General features: G+C 70.7%; 12 protein-coding genes. 2 read left to right on the top strand and 10 right to left on the bottom strand.

What is annotated here, in order from left to right; translation table 11 throughout:
- Positions 1-56: 56 nt before the first annotated feature.
- The 6 genes from ACZ63H_RS03575 to ACZ63H_RS03550 all read right to left on the bottom strand — a co-directional run bounded on the left by ACZ63H_RS03575 (position 57) and on the right by ACZ63H_RS03550 (position 10,059).
- Positions 57-446, bottom strand: coding sequence for a peptidase inhibitor family I36 protein (locus tag ACZ63H_RS03575; RefSeq protein ID WP_469861729.1), 390 nt, complete (start codon positions 444-446; stop codon positions 57-59).
- A gap of 722 nt (positions 447-1,168) precedes the next feature.
- On the bottom strand, positions 1,169-1,603 hold the full coding sequence (locus tag ACZ63H_RS03570) for a DUF8189 domain-containing protein (protein WP_469861728.1): 435 nt from the start codon (positions 1,601-1,603) through the stop codon (positions 1,169-1,171).
- 281 nt (positions 1,604-1,884) lie between these two features.
- Positions 1,885-4,500 carry a SpoIIE family protein phosphatase gene (locus tag ACZ63H_RS03565; RefSeq protein ID WP_469861726.1) on the bottom strand — a complete coding sequence of 872 codons (2,616 nt, stop codon included), beginning with the start codon at positions 4,498-4,500 and terminating at the stop codon, positions 1,885-1,887.
- 350 nt (positions 4,501-4,850) lie between these two features.
- Positions 4,851-5,510 (bottom strand): CBM20 domain-containing protein, encoded by a 660-nt coding sequence (locus ACZ63H_RS03560; protein ID WP_469861724.1) that lies wholly within the window; start codon positions 5,508-5,510, stop codon positions 4,851-4,853.
- Positions 5,511-6,010: 500 nt separating this feature from the next.
- Complete coding sequence (locus ACZ63H_RS03555) at positions 6,011-7,660, bottom strand: purine-cytosine permease family protein (RefSeq protein WP_469861722.1); 1,650 nt, start codon at positions 7,658-7,660, stop codon at positions 6,011-6,013.
- Between the two features lie 560 nt (positions 7,661-8,220).
- Positions 8,221-10,059: a cholesterol oxidase substrate-binding domain-containing protein gene (locus ACZ63H_RS03550; RefSeq protein ID WP_469861720.1), complete on the bottom strand. Its 1,839-nt coding sequence runs from the start codon at positions 10,057-10,059 to the stop codon at positions 8,221-8,223.
- 660 nt (positions 10,060-10,719) lie between these two features.
- On the opposite strand from ACZ63H_RS03550, the gene hchA reads away from it, so the two are divergent.
- Positions 10,720-11,631, top strand: coding sequence for a glyoxalase III HchA (gene hchA, locus ACZ63H_RS03545; RefSeq protein WP_469861718.1), 912 nt, complete (start codon positions 10,720-10,722; stop codon positions 11,629-11,631).
- Between the two features lie 248 nt (positions 11,632-11,879).
- On the top strand, positions 11,880-12,104 hold the full coding sequence (locus ACZ63H_RS03540) for a helix-turn-helix domain-containing protein (RefSeq protein ID WP_469861716.1): 225 nt from the start codon (positions 11,880-11,882) through the stop codon (positions 12,102-12,104).
- 352 nt (positions 12,105-12,456) lie between these two features.
- Here ACZ63H_RS03540 and ACZ63H_RS03535 read toward each other — a convergent pair whose 3' ends face one another.
- The 4 genes from ACZ63H_RS03535 to ACZ63H_RS03520 all read right to left on the bottom strand — a co-directional run bounded on the left by ACZ63H_RS03535 (position 12,457) and on the right by ACZ63H_RS03520 (position 18,422).
- Positions 12,457-13,656 carry a cytochrome P450 gene (locus ACZ63H_RS03535; protein ID WP_469861714.1) on the bottom strand — a complete coding sequence of 400 codons (1,200 nt, stop codon included), beginning with the start codon at positions 13,654-13,656 and terminating at the stop codon, positions 12,457-12,459.
- A 64-nt stretch (positions 13,657-13,720) separates the two neighbouring features.
- The gene (locus tag ACZ63H_RS03530) at positions 13,721-14,722 is read right to left on the bottom strand and encodes a terpene synthase family protein (RefSeq protein WP_469861712.1); all 1,002 of its coding nucleotides are present in this window, start codon (positions 14,720-14,722) and stop codon (positions 13,721-13,723) included.
- Positions 14,723-14,753: 31 nt separating this feature from the next.
- Positions 14,754-16,112 (bottom strand): cytochrome P450, encoded by a 1,359-nt coding sequence (locus ACZ63H_RS03525; protein ID WP_469861816.1) that lies wholly within the window; start codon positions 16,110-16,112, stop codon positions 14,754-14,756.
- Between the two features lie 1,203 nt (positions 16,113-17,315).
- The gene (locus tag ACZ63H_RS03520) at positions 17,316-18,422 is read right to left on the bottom strand and encodes a ricin-type beta-trefoil lectin domain protein (RefSeq protein ID WP_469861710.1); all 1,107 of its coding nucleotides are present in this window, start codon (positions 18,420-18,422) and stop codon (positions 17,316-17,318) included.
- Positions 18,423-18,448: the final 26 nt, after the last annotated feature.

The following is an 18,448-nucleotide window of genomic DNA, read 5'->3' as shown; positions in this document are numbered from 1 at the left end:
GGCAGGTCGACGGAGCCCGTGGCCTGCGTGGGAGCTGTGGCGCTGTCACGTGGCCGTCAGCAGGCGCCGGGCCGCAGTGAACTGATCTTGTCGTTCCAATAGGAGTTCGGCACCCTCATGTCGACGATCGAGGTGTGGGCGTAGACCGTGAACTTGTCGCCCGAGTAGTTGTTGTCGACGTACAGGCAGAAGGCCGAGTCGGTGAGGTTCTGTACCGACGAGGTCTTGTCCTGCATGCTGCCGCTGGGAAGCGCCGAGACCTTGCCCAGGTCGCTCTCCGATTCCCAGTAACCGAAGCAGATGTGGGTGCCGTTGTAGTTGACGTTGTCCCAGAGTACGAGGGCGCCGTCGCAGCTCGCGGCGGGCGCCGCCGCGGCGGGGGAGACGCCGAGGGCCAAGGCCGCGACAGCGCCGCAGGCCAGAGCAGTGAGGGAACGAACGGGCATGGCAGTCCTTCCGGTCAGAGGTGTGACACGACGGTCCGCCGCTTGCAGTGGACACACGTGTTCCGTGCAGGGTGTCGGTGTCGTGGGGCCGTGGTGTCGGGGTGGGCGAAGAATGCGGCCCGCTCCCCGTCGCCGACGATGTCGGGCGTGCCGTTGTGCCCCCGCGCCGGGCCGGGTGGTCCACGCCCATGACAACGGGGACGCTCGGCGGGCCCGGCATCACAGGAAGTCCGAAGCGGTCGGGCCGTATCCCGACAGCGCCGCGCTCGCCGACCAGGTCCACAGCGGTAGTGATGCCGGGTGCGCGGCGACGGAGCGGTGGTGTCCGGTCTTCAGGGGGAATGGGTGCGTGTGGGAGGCCATGTCCTGTCCTCGCTCTTCAGTCGGCGGTGCGGGTGCGGCGGGAGGAGAAGGGAGCGGGCCCCGTGCCGGGGGAAGTGGCACGGGACCCGCCGTCAAGGGGGGTCGGGTGACCGTCGCGGCGTTGAGGCCACGGCCGGGCTCCCCATCTGGTGTGAACAGGCCTGCGCCCACCTCGTCGAGGACGCTTCACGCGTCACCGGTTGAAATGGTGACGCTATCGTGGCAGCTTCCTTCGTCACCCGTCAAGGCGGTGACTCACATGTGTCGACGGCACGACAGTGCTGACGCAAGGAGGCAGGTGGTGCGGTGGGTCGTGGGCGGGGCCGCCCCGTTCCGCCACGGGCGGGCGCGCACGACGGTCACGGGCAGAAACGGCCGTCGGGTTCGACGAGGCAGCTCACCTGCCACTCGGACCACGCACCGTTGGCGTAGCGAGCCCGGAACCACCTGTTCCCGTCCGCTCCGAGGGCCGAGATGAAGACGAGGGAGTCGCTGGTTTTCTGCTGAGGGTCGGCCTCGACGCGGCTCTGGACCCAGCCGCCCATGGAGACCCATCCGTTCCAGGAGCCGTCGGGGTAGGTCCAGTTCGTCCACACCGCGTGATCGCTGCCGACGACGAACTCCTCCTTCGTCCCGTTGGCCATCTTCGTGGTCGCGATGGCGTACTCGCAGAAGTACTTCTGGCCCTTGGTCGTGCAGTAGGTCGCGGCCTGCGCCGGCGCCGCCGCGATCCCCGTCCCTGCGAACGCGGCCAGGGCGGTGACTGCCCCGAGGACACTCCTGCATCCGGTCATGTGCGTGCTCCTTCGTCGACTGGTCGGTCCTGACGGCGAAGGGAGGATCCGCCGCCCCCAGCGCCTCCGGTCAGTCGATCACGGGCGTACGAGGGCGGACCATGCGGAACCACCGGCAGAAGTAGTGCCGCGACGGCGCAGGCCGCGGTGGTCGTGGCGGCGGCGCTCGCCAGGGCACCGCGTCCCTGGGCGGCGCTTCGGCTCGCGGGGCGCGGGCCTTTCTCGTGCGGTGCCCGGTGGCCGAGGTGAGAGAAGGCTGCGCCATCGGGGCCGGCCGCCGGTCAGGTGCCCGGCGGGGTGGGACGCAGGGCGAGGAGGGCGATGTCGTCGGTGCTGCCGGCACCGAGGCTGAGGATCAGCTCGTCGCAGAAGACGTCGAGAGTGGCCCGGGCGAGAGCGGCGGTGTGCCGGCGCAGGCGGTCCAAGGCGTCGCTGAGGGATTCCCCCGGGCGTTCGATCAGGCCGTCGGTGAACATGAGCAGGGTGGAGTGGGCCGGCAAGAGGTCGTGGGCGGTGGTCCTGGGCAGGGTGCTGTCCACACCGATGAGGAGGCCGGAGGCGGAGTCCAGGTAGTGGGTGTCTCCGTCGGGACACGTCAGCAGCACAGGGAGGTGTCCGGCGGAGGAGTGGTGCACTTCCCACGGGCCGTTGCGAGGCCCTTTGACGACGGCGTAGGCGCAGGTCGCGGTGGAGTACGGGTACAGCGTGAGGGTCGCGAGGTCGAGACGGCGCAGTACCTCCGAAGGCCGGTCCTGGCAGTCGACGGCGATGCCGCGGAGCATGTTGCGCAGTTGGCTCATCGTCACGGCGGCGTTCAGGTCGTGCCCGGACACGTCTCCGATGACCAATGCCGTGTCGCCGTCGGGCAGGGTGAAGGCGTCGAACCAGTCGCCGCCGACCTGGGCGGTGGTACTGGACGGGGCGTAGCGGGCGGTGATCTCCATGGACGGGATGTGGGGGAGGCGGGGGAGCAGGGAGCGCTGAAGGCGCTCGGCCGCGGTACGGGTGTGCTGGTGCAGACGGGCGTTGTCGACATTCAGCGAAATGCCCTTCACGAGGTCGGCGACGAGCAGCGCGTCCTGTTCGGTGAAGGGGTCGTCGTGGCCGGTGCGTACGACGATGAGGGCGCCCAGCACCTCGCGTCGGGCCCGGAGCGGGGCCATGATCGTGCTGGTGGCGCCCAACCGCTCGAACAGCCTCAGCTGCCGGGCGTCCAGGGCGCTTTCCGCCTGGTCCGGTGAGGGGATGTCGGTGATCAGCAGAGGGCCCGCGCCGTTCAGTACCCGGGCCAGCGGTCCCCGCGCGTTCTCGGACACCGGGGGCAGTCTGCCGAGGTCCACCCCGACGCTCAGTGCCCGGGGATCGCGGTGGACGACGCAGACCCGTTCGGCGTCCCCGTGCTCGTCGAGCAGGTCGACCACGCACCAGGTGGCCATCTGCCGGGTGAGGACTTGGCACACTCGACGCAGTCCCTCGCGCAGGTCGAGTGTGCTCGACAGCGCACTGGTGGTGTCGGCCAGCAGGGTCAGGCGTTCCCAGGCCCGTGCCGCCTTCTCATCGCCCGCCCGTGGCGCCGCGGCCGCATCGGTGTGCAGCCGCACCGAGGGCACGGGATCGGGACGCGATGCCGGCCGGTCCTCCCCGGGAGCCGTCGCCCTGGGCATGAAGTGACCGACCCGTACCGTGCGGCCGTCCACCGCCTCCTGACTGCGGACCTGCAGACGTACATGGACCAGGCTGCCGTCCCGGTGCAACGCCGGCAGTGGAATGGAGCGGCCCATGATGCGGGACCGGCCGGTCAGCCGGAGGGCGGTGAACCCGGCCCGATGCCGCTCGCGCAGATGCTCGGGAATCAGCACGGTCAACGGCCGGCCGATCAGCTCGTCGGTCTGCCATCCCAGCAGGTCGGCGAGAGCGGCGTTGGCCGCGATGATCCGGCCGTCGTCGTCGGCCGCGACCGTCGGGACACCGCTGTCCTCCACGTCGCCGGCGTCCCAGGGGGCCAGTTCGACGGAGGTCGTGTCCGGCACGCCGGGCAGCAGCGTCCACGCGGTGGGCGGACCCCCGGACAGTTGAGTGACCAACTGGTCGAGCACCCACTGGTAGTGGCTCCGCACGTGCGGAGCGGCCGGGAGGGTGAGCAGCGTTCCCAGCTGCGCCGCCGCGTCGCCTTGTTCGCACACGTGCCGCAACGTGTCGACGGCGGGCGCGGCGTCCAGCGGGAACGCGATCTCCAGGGTCATCGTGGCGCCGCTGGTGACCGTCTCCTCCAGCGCGGATGTCGTACACGCGTTGATCACGTTGGCTACATCGCAGGCGACGAGCAGCTCCGGGTTCGACACTCCAGTGCGCTCCTCGACGCGTGTCGTCAGCATCAGCTCCCGCAGCATCTCGTCACCGTGCTGCTGCGCCGCGCGGAAGACGATGTACGGCATGTCGATCAGTGTCACGGTCGCGGTTCGCCCGCACACGGGCACGGACTCCCACCCCGACGTCGGCGGCGCCGGAGCCTTGGGCCATAGCTCGAACCAGACCGTCTTGCGCCCTTCGCCGACGTGGGCTCCATGGCTGGACGCCAGTTCCTCGACCACGGCAAGGCCCCGCCCCGCCCCGGCATACGGCCTGGCCTCCCGCGGCACGAGCGGGCGGTCCGGCCGGCCGTCGCCGACTCGTACGTGCACCTGCCCTTCGTGGGACCAGACCCGCACCTCCACCTCGGTACGCGCGTGCAGCACCGCGTTGGTCACCAGCTCACTGGTCAGCAGCTCGGCGGTGTCCACCGCCTCCGGCGCGACACCACGCAACGCCGACCGCACGAACCGCCGGGCCAGCGGCACACTGCGCGCCTCCGGAGGAAGGAGTCGAAAGAGGACTCCGGACGGACTAGAGCTATCCATAGCACTATCAATCCCTATAAGGACTGAAGTCTAACTTGCCCGTACGACGTGATCCACGAGATGCCGAAGTGCGGCGGCAGCGCCTGCCAGGCTTCGAGACCTCCCACAGCCGGTCCGGATCGTCCGGCTTCACGCATGCAGGACCCCGCTCGCGTGCGCGAAGGACGAAGTCACCCATCCGGGCGTCCCGCCGGCCGACCAGGCCCCGGCGCACCCGCGATCGGCCCCGGCACGCGCGCGTCACTTCAGCGGTGTCCAGCCCGGCGCGCGTCGGCGGGGATGAGACGGGCCCCTCCGCCCGTGCGGTCGGCTCCTCGGAACCGGCCGCACGGGCCGCCGGCGCCGGGACCTCAGCGCCAGATGTCGTTGAGCGTCACGCTGCCGGTCGATGTGGTGAAGACGGTGCGGTTGTCGCCGTTCTCCCAGGTGACGGTGCCGTCGGGGTTCTTCTTCAGGTACTTGTACTGGATGGTGGTGCTGGGTGGCAGCTGGTGGGTTCCGGACCACAGCGGATAGGTGGCGGAGTCGGTGGTCAGGGGGAGGGCCTTGGCCGGGTCCCAGGATCCGAGGTCGGCGACGTTGCCGGAGACGTAGAGGTTCTGGCCCCAGGCGGTGGTGGCGGTGGCCTGGAAGGTGGCCGCCACGGGGGTCACGTTCCAGCGGTCGTCGTTGCCCGGCCCGTCCTGGGAGACGGTCAGGGTGCGGTTGGGAATGCTTTCCCAGGTCAGGGTGCCGGTGGGCGAGCGCTTGATGTACTTGTACTGCACCGTGAGGCCTGTGGGCAGCCGGACGTCGGCCGACCAGTGCGGGTATGCGCTCGCCGTGGTGCCCAGAGGAACGGCCCTGGCCGGGTCCCAGGCACCCAGCTGCGGGGCACTGCCGGACACCAGGAGGGTCTCGCCGTCGGTGGTGGCCCGCACCCCGAAGGAGACGGAGACGTCCTGCGCCGTGGCTGCCTGGGCACGGGGGGCCGTGACGGTGAGCAGACAGGCGATGAGCAAGCCGAACATGAGCACTGACCGACGGGTGGAAGCTACCCGGTTACGTATCAACAAGACGTCACCCCTTGTGTGGTGGAAGCGGTCGCGGACGCCGCCGCGTCGATGCACATCCCAACACAAGTTGAAGTCACTCAGTGACCGAGAGTGTTTCACGTGTTCAGTGAGTCATACGATTCGGCCACATTGCATGGATTAATCCAGGCACTTCATTAAAGAATTGAACAGAATGACGGACGACCGGGAGCGGGCTCTCTCCTGCTGGTCGTCCGCGTGCGGGCACCTTCGAAAGGCTCCTCGGGCTCGCAGTCGCAGGCCCGGCCCGGCCGTTAGCCCGCTCCCCAGGCGGCGTCCGCCTCTTGCGCAAGTTGACGCAAAATCTTTCAGTCGGAGAGCGGCCAGTGCCGGCTGTCGTCGGGGGAGAGGCTCCGTGATCCGCTGGTCATAGGCCCCGACGACGCGTGCCGTGAGCGAAGGGGCGTACGGGAGGCGCCTTGCGGCCGGCCGGGTGTCTACGCGGTGGCGGGCAGGACGTGGTCGCCGACCTTGTCCGTGCTGAGGCACAGGGAGCAGATCACCGCGTCGTGGGCGGCACAGGCGGCCAGGTCCGGGCGCTCGTAGGGCTGGTGGCAGACGTGGCAGTCGAGGGTGAGGGCGCTGGGGTTGCCGTCCCGGTCGAGCATGGGCTCGTCGATGCCGTCGTCCGTGCGGCGCAGGTAGTACTTGCCCTTGGTGGCGATCGCCATGAGCGGGGTGAGGACGAAGGCGATGACGGCGGCGGCGACGGGTGAGTAGGGCTGGAGGGTGTCGCCGAGGGCGTGGAAGTACATGGCGATGGACAGGCCGGACGCGGCGACGAAGGCCGTGACACCGACCGGGTTGACGGCATAGAGCATGCCGCGGCGGAACTCGGGGGCGTGCGGGGAGAGTTCGAGCAGGTACTTGTTGATGCCTATGTCGGTGGCCACGGTGACGACCCAGGCGATGGCGCAGTTGGAGTAGAAGCCCAGGATGCTGTTGAGGAAGCTGAACATGTCGGCTTCCATCAGGGCGAGCGCGAAACCGAGATTGACGAGGACGAAGACCATGCGGCCGGGGTAGTGCTTGGTGAGGCGGGTGAAGGAATTGGTCCAGGCGAGGGAGCCCGAGTAGGCGTTGGTCACGTTGATCTTGATCTGGCTGATGACGACCAGGACCACGGCCAGCGGGAGCACCAGCCAGGCCGGCATCATCGCGTCGAAGGCGCCCTTGAACTGCTGGATCGGCTCCGGAGCGACGTCCGGCCCGACCTCGGCGAGGATGTACACGGCGAGGAAGACGCCGATGGCCTGTTTGAGCGCGCCGAGCACCACCCAGCCGGGACCGGCCATGATGACCGCGGTCCACCAGGCGCGCCTGTTCGCCTCGGTCTTCGGGGGCATGAAGCGCAGGTAGTCGATCTGCTCGCCGATCTGTGCGATGAGGGACAGGCACACGCCCGCGCCGAGCAGCACGGAGGCGGTGTCGACGCCGCCGTCGCCGTCGGTGCCGGCGTAGGCGAGGAAACGGTCGACCGTGCCCGGGTCGGTGGCGATCAGGTAGACCAGCGGGCCGACCATCAGCAGCAGCCAGATCGGGGTCGTCCACACCTGGAGCTTGCTGAGTGCCTTCATGCCGTAGACCACCAGCGGGATGACCATCAGGGTGGAGACCAGGTAGCCCAGCCAGAGCGGGAGCCCGAGGCCGAGCTTCAGGCCCTGCGCCATGATCGAGCCTTCGAGGGCGAAGAAGATGAAGGTGAAGCTGGCGAAGATGACGCTGGTGAGGACCGAGCCGTAGTAACCGAAACCGGAACCGCGGGTGATCAGGTCCAGGTCGATGTTGTAGCGCGCGCCGTAGTACGCCAGGGGGAAGCCGGTGACGAAGATGACGACGGCGGCGACCGCGATCGCCATGAGCGCGTTGCCGGTGCCGTGCGCCAGGCCGATACCGGCGCCGATGGAGAAGTCGGCCATGTAGGCGATGCCGCCCAGTGCCGTCGTGGCGACGACCATCGGGGTCCAGCGGCGGTAGCTGCGGGGCGCGAAACGGAGGGTGTAGTCCTCCAGTGTCTCGTCGGCCGCCTGCTCGGCGGTGCTCCTCGTCGGTTCCGGCGTCGTCTGTCGTGACTCGGTTGTACTCATGCCACGTCTCCCGGTGGGGCTGGGTGCGGGTGCGGTGAAGCGGTGGTGAGCCCCGAGCGGCGTCATCGGCGAAACGGGGGAGCCGTGCGGGCCGTCGTGAGTCGTTCCGGCGGCCCTGTATACGACTGTGATCCCACGGCCGGTCACACTAGAAAGCGGGTGTTACCGGCGATTCCTCTTGACGTGAACACGATGTTTCCGTGGGTGCAGAAGCCGTCCGTGACGTCGCGCCCCCCGGCGCCCCGGCCGCGACCGGAGCGAATGGACGGCCCGACCGGACCTTCCTCATCGACGTGGCCGTACGACATGGGGGCATCGAACGCCGCGCGGTGGCCGGGGCAGGACGTCTACGACGCCACGGACCCCCGTCGTGGAGGCCCTCGACCGCGTCTTCACCGGCCGCACCGGAACGGTCGGCGTCGCCGCCGTGAGCGATGCCTTCGACGCCCCGGCCAGGTGCTCGCCCCGCCGGGGGATCGGACATGGCCTCATCCGGCGGAGCGCACCCGGGCTCGCCGGTGAGGCCGCATTCGCCGGTCCGGCCCCGGCAGGCCCGCGGATCAGCGCAGCAGGGTGTCGAGGAACGGGCTCGACATCACATGGTGGGGGTCGAGCCGGTCCAGGACCGCGACGGCCGTGTCCCAACCCGGCCCGCCTCCGGCGCGCAGGCCGGCGGGGACGGTGCGGGAGAGGACGTCCGGGTCGGACCACGCGGCGGTGTCGGTGTAGGCCCAGCCCTTGGACCACTCCGCCCGGACCGTCGCCCTGTCCCCGTCCAGGGCGAACAGGAACTGCTCGACTTCCCGGTAGAAGCGGTGCAGGCCGGGCGTGGTCGGCAGGGAGAGGATGTCGATCCACACCGCGGTGTCGGCGTCCGGCCGGTCGGGGCGCGGTCGCAGCGCGGACAGCAGGGGTGGCCGTGCGCCGGGTACGCCGCAGACGGACGGGTCCTCCAGGCCGGTCACGCGGATCTCCACCTGGCCGTTGACCGGGTACTCGCCGCGTGCCGCGTACTCGGCGAGCAGCGTGCGGTAGAAGTCGGCGAACCGGCTGACCACCCATTGCAGATCGGCGCGACGGACGAGGACGGCATAGCCGTTGGCCGTCTCGCGCAGCGTGGTGGGCCGTATGTACTCCAGCAGGTTGCGGGAGGCGCCCCACAGGTCCGACCGCAACCCGCCCGCCAGCAGCTGGGTCAGGAGGTCACCGGTCAGCACCTCCCGCACGAGGTCGTCGGAGAGCAGGACATCGGTGATGTCGTTGGTCAGCGCGACCTTGGCCAGCAGGTACTGCACGCGCCCGAAGAGCGGCGCGCTCGCCCAGGCCCCCGAGACCAGGGAACCGGCCAGCCGGGCGACGGGCTCGGGGAGGGAGTCGGAGAACGGATAGTTGTACGGCTCGTCGACCGCGCGGGAGCCCAGCGGGCGTCGCGGAGCGACGCTCCAGACCTTCAGCCAGGGCTTGTCGGTGAAGGCGAACCAGATCGCCTCCACGCGGCCGGTCCGGTCCACGAAGTCGGCCAGGGTCCGCTTCCCGGCCGCGGTGCCCGGGGCGGCGAACAGTTCGGTGGCCGGGATGTCCAGGAAGGACTGGCAGCGCAGGTTCTGGTCGGCGCCCACGCGCAGGACGGCCTCGGTGACGAGGGAACGGCCCAGGTGGGTGAGGAGCGCGTCGCAGTCGGGTTCCGCCCGGCCGACGGTCCGCAGGACGTAGCGGCCGGCGCCCTCGTCCCAGACGACCGCGGTCAGTTCGGTGACCAGGTTGCTCAGCGAGCCGTAGCCGTGGCCGGGCGGTGGGTTCTCGCCGACGGCGGGGACGGCCGTACCGTGCGCGCCGATGGCGAGCGCGCCGCCGACCGACAGCTGCCCGGGTGCCGGCGCGGCGGTGACGCCGTGACCGGCGCCGCCGGCGAACGCGAGCAGGTCCTCCAGGGTGGCCCCGGTCTGGACGCGGACCTCGGCCGAGCCGTCGGCGGACCGCCGCTCCAGCGACATGGCGGTGAGGTGTGCGGTGGTGTCCAGCAGGACGACCCGGGTCGCGGCGGGTGTGCCGTCGGCCACCGTGAGCGGCGCCCAGCCGTGCCGTTTGCCTTGCGCGCGCACCGTCCAGCCCGCGCTGTGCGCCCAGTTGACGACGTCGAGCACGTCCTGGGGGTGGCGCGGAGCGCACGTCCACAACTGGTCGGTGTGGATTTCACCGGCCCAGTTCTCGTAGACGCGTCGGTAGACGTCGGGGCCGGCCGGGAAACCCGGCGGTGCGGGTACCGCGTCGGCGGCGTGCGCGCCGTCCGGGCGGACCAGTCCGCGCAACAGCCACACCGCGCCACCCGCGGCGGCCGACGACGCGAGCAGTGCGCGTCGCGACAGCCCACCGCCGCGAACCGAAGAGTCGCCCGCCATCCGTGAGACCTCCCCTGTCCCGCCGGACTCAGCCGTGCCGAGCCGGTCACGTGCACACGCTACCCCGTAACCAGCCTTCGACTCCCGGGTGTTGGGCGGTTTCACCACTGGAACCGCCGCTCATCCGGCGGCCCGGGTCGCACGGTGACCGCGGACGCCCGCCACGCGGTGCGGCTCGTCCCGTCCGCCGCACGAGGTGGTGCCGTCGAAGAGGTCCCGCGCCGGGTGTGCCCGGCGGTCCGCGAGGGGCTGGAGGCGGAGGGCGCGACCATGCCGCCCCGGAGATGATCCGGTTCACCGTCCTGGAAGGCAAGGCCCTCGCGGACCTCACCGCACACACTTTGCGCGACCCGCCTGAGGCGCCTGGATTCCGCTTCTGCGGCGGTCACGGACACACGGACGCCACGGGGCGGCGCGCGGTTCGTCGGAAGCGCGTCGTCCGGGATGCAGGGAAAACGCCGCAGTGTGATTCTGAGGGGGAGGAGCCGCGTCCGGACGGACCCGCCGGCGGCCCGGCGCGCAGCCGGCCGGACCTCGGCTGGTGTCGCGTGGAGGCGGGGGCGCTGGACAGTGTGCGGAGTGCCGATGCGAACGGGTGCCGTCCGCCTCCACGCGGCGGCGCACCCGCACTCGGATCTCTGCTAGGGAAAGTGGGCCCTCATGTCCCGGACCGAGAAAGAGCTGAGCAAGACCCCCACGCCGGACACGGCCGAGGACAACGCGTACTTCCCGTCGCCGTACTCACTCAGTCGGTACACGTCGCCGAAGACCGACTTCGACGGCGTGCGGCACAAGGGCGCGTACACCCAGGGGAAGTGGAAGGTGCTCGTGATCGCGGCGGGGGAGCGCTACGTCCTGCTGGAGAACGGCAAGATGTTCTCCACCGGAAATCATCCGGTCGAGATGCTGCTCCCCCTTCATCACATGATGGAGGCGGGCTTCGGTGTCGACGTCGCCACGCTGGAGGGCTATCCGGCGAAGCTGGAACTGTGGGCGATGCCGCGCGAGGACCAAGCGGTCATGAGCACGTACGAAGCCCTCAAACCGCGGCTCAAGCAGCCGAGAAAGCTCTCCGAGATCGTCGCCGGGCACCTCGGGGACGAGTCGGATTACATAGCCGTCTTCATTCCGGGCGGGCACGGGGCCGTCGTCGGGCTGCCGGCCAGCGAGGAAGTGGGCCGGACGCTCGAGTGGGCCCTGTCCAACGACAAGTTCGTCATCACCCTGTGCCATGGCCCGGCGGCGCTGCTCGCTGCCTCGCCCGGCGCGGACGAGTCGCCGTTCCAGGGGTACTCGCTCTGTGTCTTTCCCGACGCACTCGACGAAGGGCCGAACCTGGAGATCGGCTACCTTCCCGGCCGCCTGCCCTGGCTGGTGGCCGATCTGCTGAGCAAGCGAGGTCTGAACGTCGTCAACGACGACATGACCGGCAGGATCCACCAGGACCGCAAGCTCCTGACCGGTGACAGCCCTCTCGCCTCCCACAAGCTCGGTCTGCTCGCCGCCGAGGCACTCGTCGAGGCGGCCGGATCGGGCGGACGGACGTCAGGCACGAACGCGAGCCGCAGCTGAGGGAGCGCTCGGCAACCGTCCGGTGACACGCCGCCACCACAGGCGTCGGCGACTGTGCCGAGAAAGCCCAGTGGTACGCGCGTGAGGCGCACGATCTGTTCCACTGCTCGCGCGGTGCCGGCGCCCACACGCTGCGGGCCCCGGGCGGTGACCGTTCCGCGGAAGAACGTGGCGGCCAGGGGCATCGCGTCCTTTCCGGGGTAGACGGCGATCACAACCGGGGAACCGATCGCGGAAGGAGACGAGCCATGCGGAAGGGCGAACAGATCACCGGGGAGGCCCGTGAGGAGCTCGCGCGGCAGATGAAGGAGCAGTACGAGGGCGGCAGGTCCATACGGGCCATCGCCGAGGCATACGGCCGGTCGTACGGGTTCGTGCACCGCGTCCTCACCGAGACGGACGTCTCCCTGCGCGCCCGGGGCGGGGATCAGCCGCGGCGGCGCCTCGGCACGCCCGCCCACTCGGGCCGGTAGCCGTCCTCCGCCGGGCGGCGGCGAGTCGTCCGCGACGGGCGGCCCGCCGCGCCGGTGCGGTGATGGACCCCCGCCGGCCGGCTGCCGCCGTGCCATCCGGGGAACCCGGCGAACCGAACGGCGCGCTCAGCCGGTCGATGTGGTAGCGGTACGGGCGCGCGGCCGTAGCAGGACAGGTCGGTGACCTTCCCGGCCGGGGTCCGTCTTCGGCCGGCGGCGATCCGGCGATCCCGGTGAGCCGGGGCGCCGGTCCGCACGCGGAGATACCCGTGAATCGGGATGGTCCCGCCGGCGTCCTGCGGCTCGTACTCGCGCAACGCGGAGGGCCAGGGTGGGCCGGCGGGGCCGGCGGTCACCAGGTGACCGGGAGTGCCTCCACGCCGTAGACCGTCGAGCCCTGGCGGAAGCGGAGGGCCGTTTCGGGGACGGCGAGTCCGAGGGCGGGAAAGCGGCGGAGCAGGGCCGGCAGGGCGACCTTCATCTCCAGCCGGGCCAGTTGCTGGCCGATGCACTGGTGGATACCGAAGCCGAAGGACAACTGGGCGACCGGGCGGCGACGGAGGTCGAGGCCGTCGGGGCGTTCGGGAACGAGGTCGGGGTCACGGTTGGCGGTCAGCGGAGAGAGCAACACGTGCTCGCCCGCGTTGATCCTGTTCCCGTCCAGGTCGATGTCGGCCACGGCCGTGCGCAGGAGCGGTGCCGGGATGGCGAGATGGCGCAGGAGTTCCTCCACGGCCGTCCCCACCACCGTGGGGTCGTCGCGGAGGGAGGCGAGTTGGGCGGGATCGCGGAGCAAGGCCAGCACGCTCAGGGCAAGCATGGTCGCCGTGGTCTCGTGTCCCCCGACGAGGAGAGTGGTGCCGAATCCTATGAGTTCGTCGTCGGTGAGCTCCGCGCCGTGCTCCCGCACCACCGTGCCGAGCACTCCGCTCCCGGGGGTGGCCCGGTTGCGGGTGACGATGTGCGCCATGGCCGTGTTCAGTTCGGCCGAGGCGGCCACCAGGCGGTCGGCGTCGGCCGTCCCGTCCATGATCACTTGGGAGCAGCGCTGGAACATGGACCGTGTCCCGTACGGGACGTCGAGCAGTTCGCAGATCGCCAGCGAAGCGATGGGCAGGGCGAACGTCTCGACCAGGTCGACGACGGGGCCGTGGTCCACCATGGCGTCGAGGTGGTCGGAGACGATCGTCTCGATCGCGGGCCGCAGCCGCTCGATCCGGCGGACGGTGAAGCTGCCGGTGAGCATGCGGCGGAGGCGGGCGTGATCGGGACCGCTGTACGCGGGCAGGAAACCCGGGTGGTTGAACAGGGTGCGCGGCAGCGACGGGTCGATGCCGTTGCCCGTCACCAGGCGCTCGTCCGCGAAGGCGGCCCGGACGTCGCTGTACCTGGTGAGGACTACGGCTTCGATCTCGCCGCGCACCGGATGGAAGACGCGCAGCCGCCGGGGGCCGCCCTCGTCGCGCATGCGCAGGAGGTCCGGCGACGGGTCGAACGGGCAGGTCCGGTCCCGTTCGGAGGCTACGAAGGACGCTGAACGCCGATCGGGCATGCTGCATGCTCCTCAACTGTGTCGATCCGGGGAACGCGGTCTCGTGGTGATGACCCGCGTCGGCCTATACGCGGTACCGGGTGGAGGCGTGGTGCCAGTCGTAGGCGCCGCGGATGGTGGTCTGCAGTGCCTCGGTGCAGTAGCGCCGCAGCAGGTCGCGTTCGGCCGGGTCGAGGTCGCTCGTGGCCGGGCCACCGAGAAGGGCGCGGTGGGCGCCGGTGAACAGTTCCAGGGCTTCGTCCTGGCGGCGGAGGGCCCTCCCGATCGCTTCCGGCCGGGAGATCCCGTACTCCCGTTCCAGGCAGAGCACGAGGTTGTCCTGTTCCCCCAGAGCCGCGTCCTTGTCCAGGGAGACGATGTCGTTGTCGCAGATGATGAACGTCTTCGTCATCTCGCGCATGATCGACAGGTGCGGCAGCGCGTACAGGTGGTCGGGGAGGACGCACGAGGACAGGCGCTCGGCGAGATCGATGACCGGTGCCACGCCGATGGTGTGGCGCCGGACGCGCAGGTACGCGTTCAGGGACATGGGGGTGCCGGTCTGCCGGCTGAGCGCCTCGTGGACATGGTGGTCGAGGTAGGAGGACCAGTGGGCCGCGGACCGCTGGATCCAGTCCCCGGGCATGTCCCGGCAGCTGCGCCGTCGCATGTCCGCGAAGGCGCCGGCCAGGGGCAGTGGGGACGCCTCGCCGCCGATGCCCTCCTTGACGAGCTCGACGACGTGGCGGACCCGCTCGGGCGACCGTCCCCACTGCGCGTCGAGTGCGTCGTCGAACAGGAAGTACCAACTCTGCTGGTCCACCCCGAGGTCCAGCTCGTCTCCGGTCGCGTTCGGATAGAACATGGCCGCTATCAGCGGGAACTGGCCCTTCAGGTGATGGGTCTCCTCCTCTCCCGAAGACAGGAAGCCGAAGGACTTCGGCCAGGCGAGGTGGCGTTCCTGGGCGCGCCGGAAGTCCGTACTGATCCGGCGGGGGAAGGGGACGCGGATTGGGGTCGGGGGCCCGGAACCGTCCTCGTTCACGGACCCGGTCGCGGACACGGCCGCCTCTGCCGTCGATGTCATGATGGGGCGCACCTCCGGAATCGGGGCCGGTTCAGCGGGCCGGCCAGGGCGAGACACGCATGGGCAGCGCATTGGGCCGGATCAGCGCTTGGACGACCGGCCGGACCCTGTGCCCCGCCACCGGCCGCGGTCGCCACCGCGAGACGATGGAGCGGAGGACGACCAGCATCTCGGTCATCGCGAAGTGGTCCCCGATGCACTTCCGGTTGCCCAGGGCGAACGGGACGTAGGCGCCCGGTGGTAGATCCTTCTCGGTACGGCTGAGCCACCGGTCCGGATCGAAGCGCAGGGGATCCGGGAAGTACGCCGGGTCCCGGTGCATCGTCACCGCGCTGTAGATCAGCTCGGCTCCCTGCGGAAGCCCGACGCCGCGCACCCGCACCGGCTCCGACGCACGCCGCATGAGCAGCCAGTTGGGCTGGTGCAGACGGAGCACCTCGCGGAGGAACCGGTCGGTGAAGGCAAGCGTCGCCGCGCTGGGCAGGGCGCCCGCGGGCAGCGCCTCGCACTCGGCTTTGATCCGCTCGGTGATCTCCGGGCGCCTGCCGAGTTCGTGGAGCGCCCACGACAGCGTGGTCGACGTGGTCTCGGCGCCGGCCATGAGCAGGGACAGCAACTCGTCGCGGGCCTCCGCGTCGGTCATCCCCCGCGGATTGCCGGGGGTGCCGGCGAACATGACCGACAGCAGGCCGCCGCGACCGGCGGGGTCCTGCCGGGCCTGCCGGACGGCGGCGTCGGCGAGTTCGCGCAGCGCCGCGGCCGCGGACAGGTACTTGCGGTGCCCCAGCACAGGCGAGGACGCGATCGGCGCGGGCAGGACGGTGCCCACGAAGACCCCGCGCATCACCGTGGTCAGGTGTTCCGCGACCCGCTCACCCAACTCGGCCACGCCCGCGGCGCCGTCCGGGCGTCCCGTGCCGAACAGGGTCGCGACGAGCATGCCCGTCATCATCCGGCGCAGCACCAGGTCCATGGCGATCACCTCGCCCGGTTTCCACGCCGACACCTCTCCCTCCGCGACGCCGGTCATCGTGCCGACGCACGCGGTGATGCTGTCACGGTGGAACGCGGGCTGCAGCGCCCGCCGTTGACGCCGGTGGACATCACGCTCGGACGTGATGATGCCGTTCCCGATGAAGGGCCGCGCGACGTCGAACAGCAGCCCTTTGCCGAACTTCCTGCTCTGTGTGACGAGAACCTCGTGGACGGCCTCCGGGGAGTTCAGCACGAACACCGGACGGTTCCCGAGGAATATCCTCACGATGTCGCCCTGCGCCCTGACCGATTGCAGGAAGTCCACCCGTCTGGAGATCAGTTGGGGCAGATGGCCGAGCAAGGGAAGGCGGCCCGGCACAACGGGTGCCGCCGCTGGAGCGGTGGTAGAGCGCATGAGCATGGACCTCTCCGAAGGGAACCGGAAACCCGCGTTCGCCACCGGTATCCCGTTCCGGCGTGGCCGTACGGCGACGACGTCGGCCCAACTGTGTTCCGCGGCGACCCGTCGGGGCATCCGTCATGTGACTGCGGGAGCGGGCCGGCGGAGCACACCGGAGTGAGTCGGGCAGTAGGTCATGGGCCCGGTGATCGAGGCTGCCGGTGGGTCCGGGCAGGTGCCGTCCGCGGATGGCGCGCCCCGGGTCGGCCGTCGTCGCCGCCCCGGTATGGCGGCAGCTGAAGCCGACCGGTGGCACAGCGAGCCGGAGTCCGTGTGCGCTCGGGTGGCAGGGCCGGTCACCCGAGCGGATCCGCGCCGACGGGCCCGGGACCTGCCCGCGTGCTCTGCCGGCGCCGGTCGACCGGAAGAACGCCCGGCAGCCTGCCGGGTGGGCCGCCACCGCGACGGGCGCCGATCACCGAGGACACCGGCTGCATCAAGAAGGGCAGCACGTCGGCCGGGGCGGGCCCTGGCCGACCGGGAGTCCTACTGCCCCGGCCCTGGACCATCGACCGCGAGCGGTGCCGGGCTGGCGGCGGCGATCCCCGGCGAACGGGGGTTCGTGTTCCAAGGGGCGGCAGGTCCGGGACATCGTCCGCCGCTGCCCGCCGGCCTGACCTTCGATCCCGGCGCGCCGCATGTCACCGCTGGGTGGATGTTCCGCCGTAGCCTGTCCGGCCCGGGGGAGGCCGCCTGCCACCTCGCCCACGCACCCGCCCGGCGTGCAGGACGCCGACCTGGTCCGGAACGCCGGCAGCGCTGGGCAACCGAGGAGCGCGTGCAGGCCGCGGAGAACGACTGGGGGCCCGGCAGGCATGTGGCCCGCCGCCCCATCGACTGGTACCGGTACCTCGCCCTGACCGTGCTCGCCCACACCCTTCCCGGCTGCCTTCACCTCCCAGCCGGACGGCACCGCAAGGGGGGAGCAGCGGAAACGGATCGGCCCTCGCCCCGCTCACCGTGGCAGAGATCCGGCGGCGCCTGCCAGGGCCTCTCCTGCCCCGAGAGGGCAGACCCCTGCATGCCCTGAACCGCTTCCCCTGGCGCAGACGCCTTGCCCCGCTGGAGGCCGGCGGGGCTGCGCCGCAGGCGTGTGCGGAGGCCGCCGCGGTCCTCGACGAGGAGTTGCGGGCCGACCCCGTCCCGGGGCACAGGCCGTCAGCCGGCGCTCAGCGTGGTCCACTTCTGGTTGGCGCCGCCGGTGCAGTCCCACAGCTGGAGCTGGGTGCCGTCGGCCGTCGAGAAGCCCGGATCGTCGAGGCAGCGGCCGGAGGCGGGGTTGCGGTAGCCGCCGTTGTAGGGCTGCCAGACCTGGTTGGCGTCGCCGTGGCAGGACCAGATCTGCACCTTGGTGCCGTTGGCCGTGCCCTTGCCGGCGGCGTCGAGGCACTTGCCCATGGAGCGCAGGGTGCCGTCGGTGTAGGCGGACCAGACCTGGTTGGCACCGTCGCCGCAGCCCCAGATCTGCACGGCGGTCCCGTCGGCACTGCCGGCGCCGTTGACGTCCAGGCACTTGCCGGGGATCCCGGACTGCACGCGTGCGGGGGCGGGGGCGGGGTTCCGCAGCCACCCGGCGTCGTCCGCGGACCGGATGCCGCGGTGGAAGGCGTCGGCCATCTTCTGGTAGCCCGTGTCGTTGGGGTGCAGGGCGTCGGCGAGATCGGCCGTGGTCAGGCCGCTCATGTCGACGTAGGCGACATGCTTGCCCGCGGCCTGTTCGTCTCTCACGAGTTGCGGGACGGCCTGGTTGTACGCGGCACGGTACCGCTCCTCCGAGCCGCTGGTGGACACGACCAGGGAGGCCACGAGGACAGTCGCGTCGGGAGCGGCGGCGGTGACCTGGTCGACCAGCGACCTCAGGCGGGCGGTGGCGGTGGAGACCTGGTAACTCTCGTTGAGGTCGTTGGTGCCGATATGCAGCGTTACGACGTTGGGCCGGTAGCGGGTCAGCGAGGTGTCGGCGAGCGCGGCGATCTGGTGGATCTTGTACCCGGAGTGGCCCTCGTTGTCGGGGTCGGCCATCGGACCGTTGCGCAACGTGCCCACGAAGTCCAGCGGATGGCCGTCCGCGGAGAGCCTGCTCCATAACGGCCCCCGGTAGCCGTTGCCCGTACTGCTCCCCACACCCCAGGTTATGGAGTCGCCCAACGGCATGACGCGCAAGGGTGTGTTCGAGGCGGCGGAGGCACGGCTCACGCCTCCTGTCATGACCCCGAGCGCGGCGGCGACGAGTGTGACCAGGGTGAGGATCCAGGGCTTTCTCATATGGCCGTCCTCTTCTGCGAGTGATG

It is taken from the genome of Streptomyces sp. NPDC104831, from assembly GCF_055583025.1.
The sequence above is the reverse complement of the archived record's forward strand: the minus strand, read 5'-3'. Positions and strand labels throughout refer to the sequence as shown.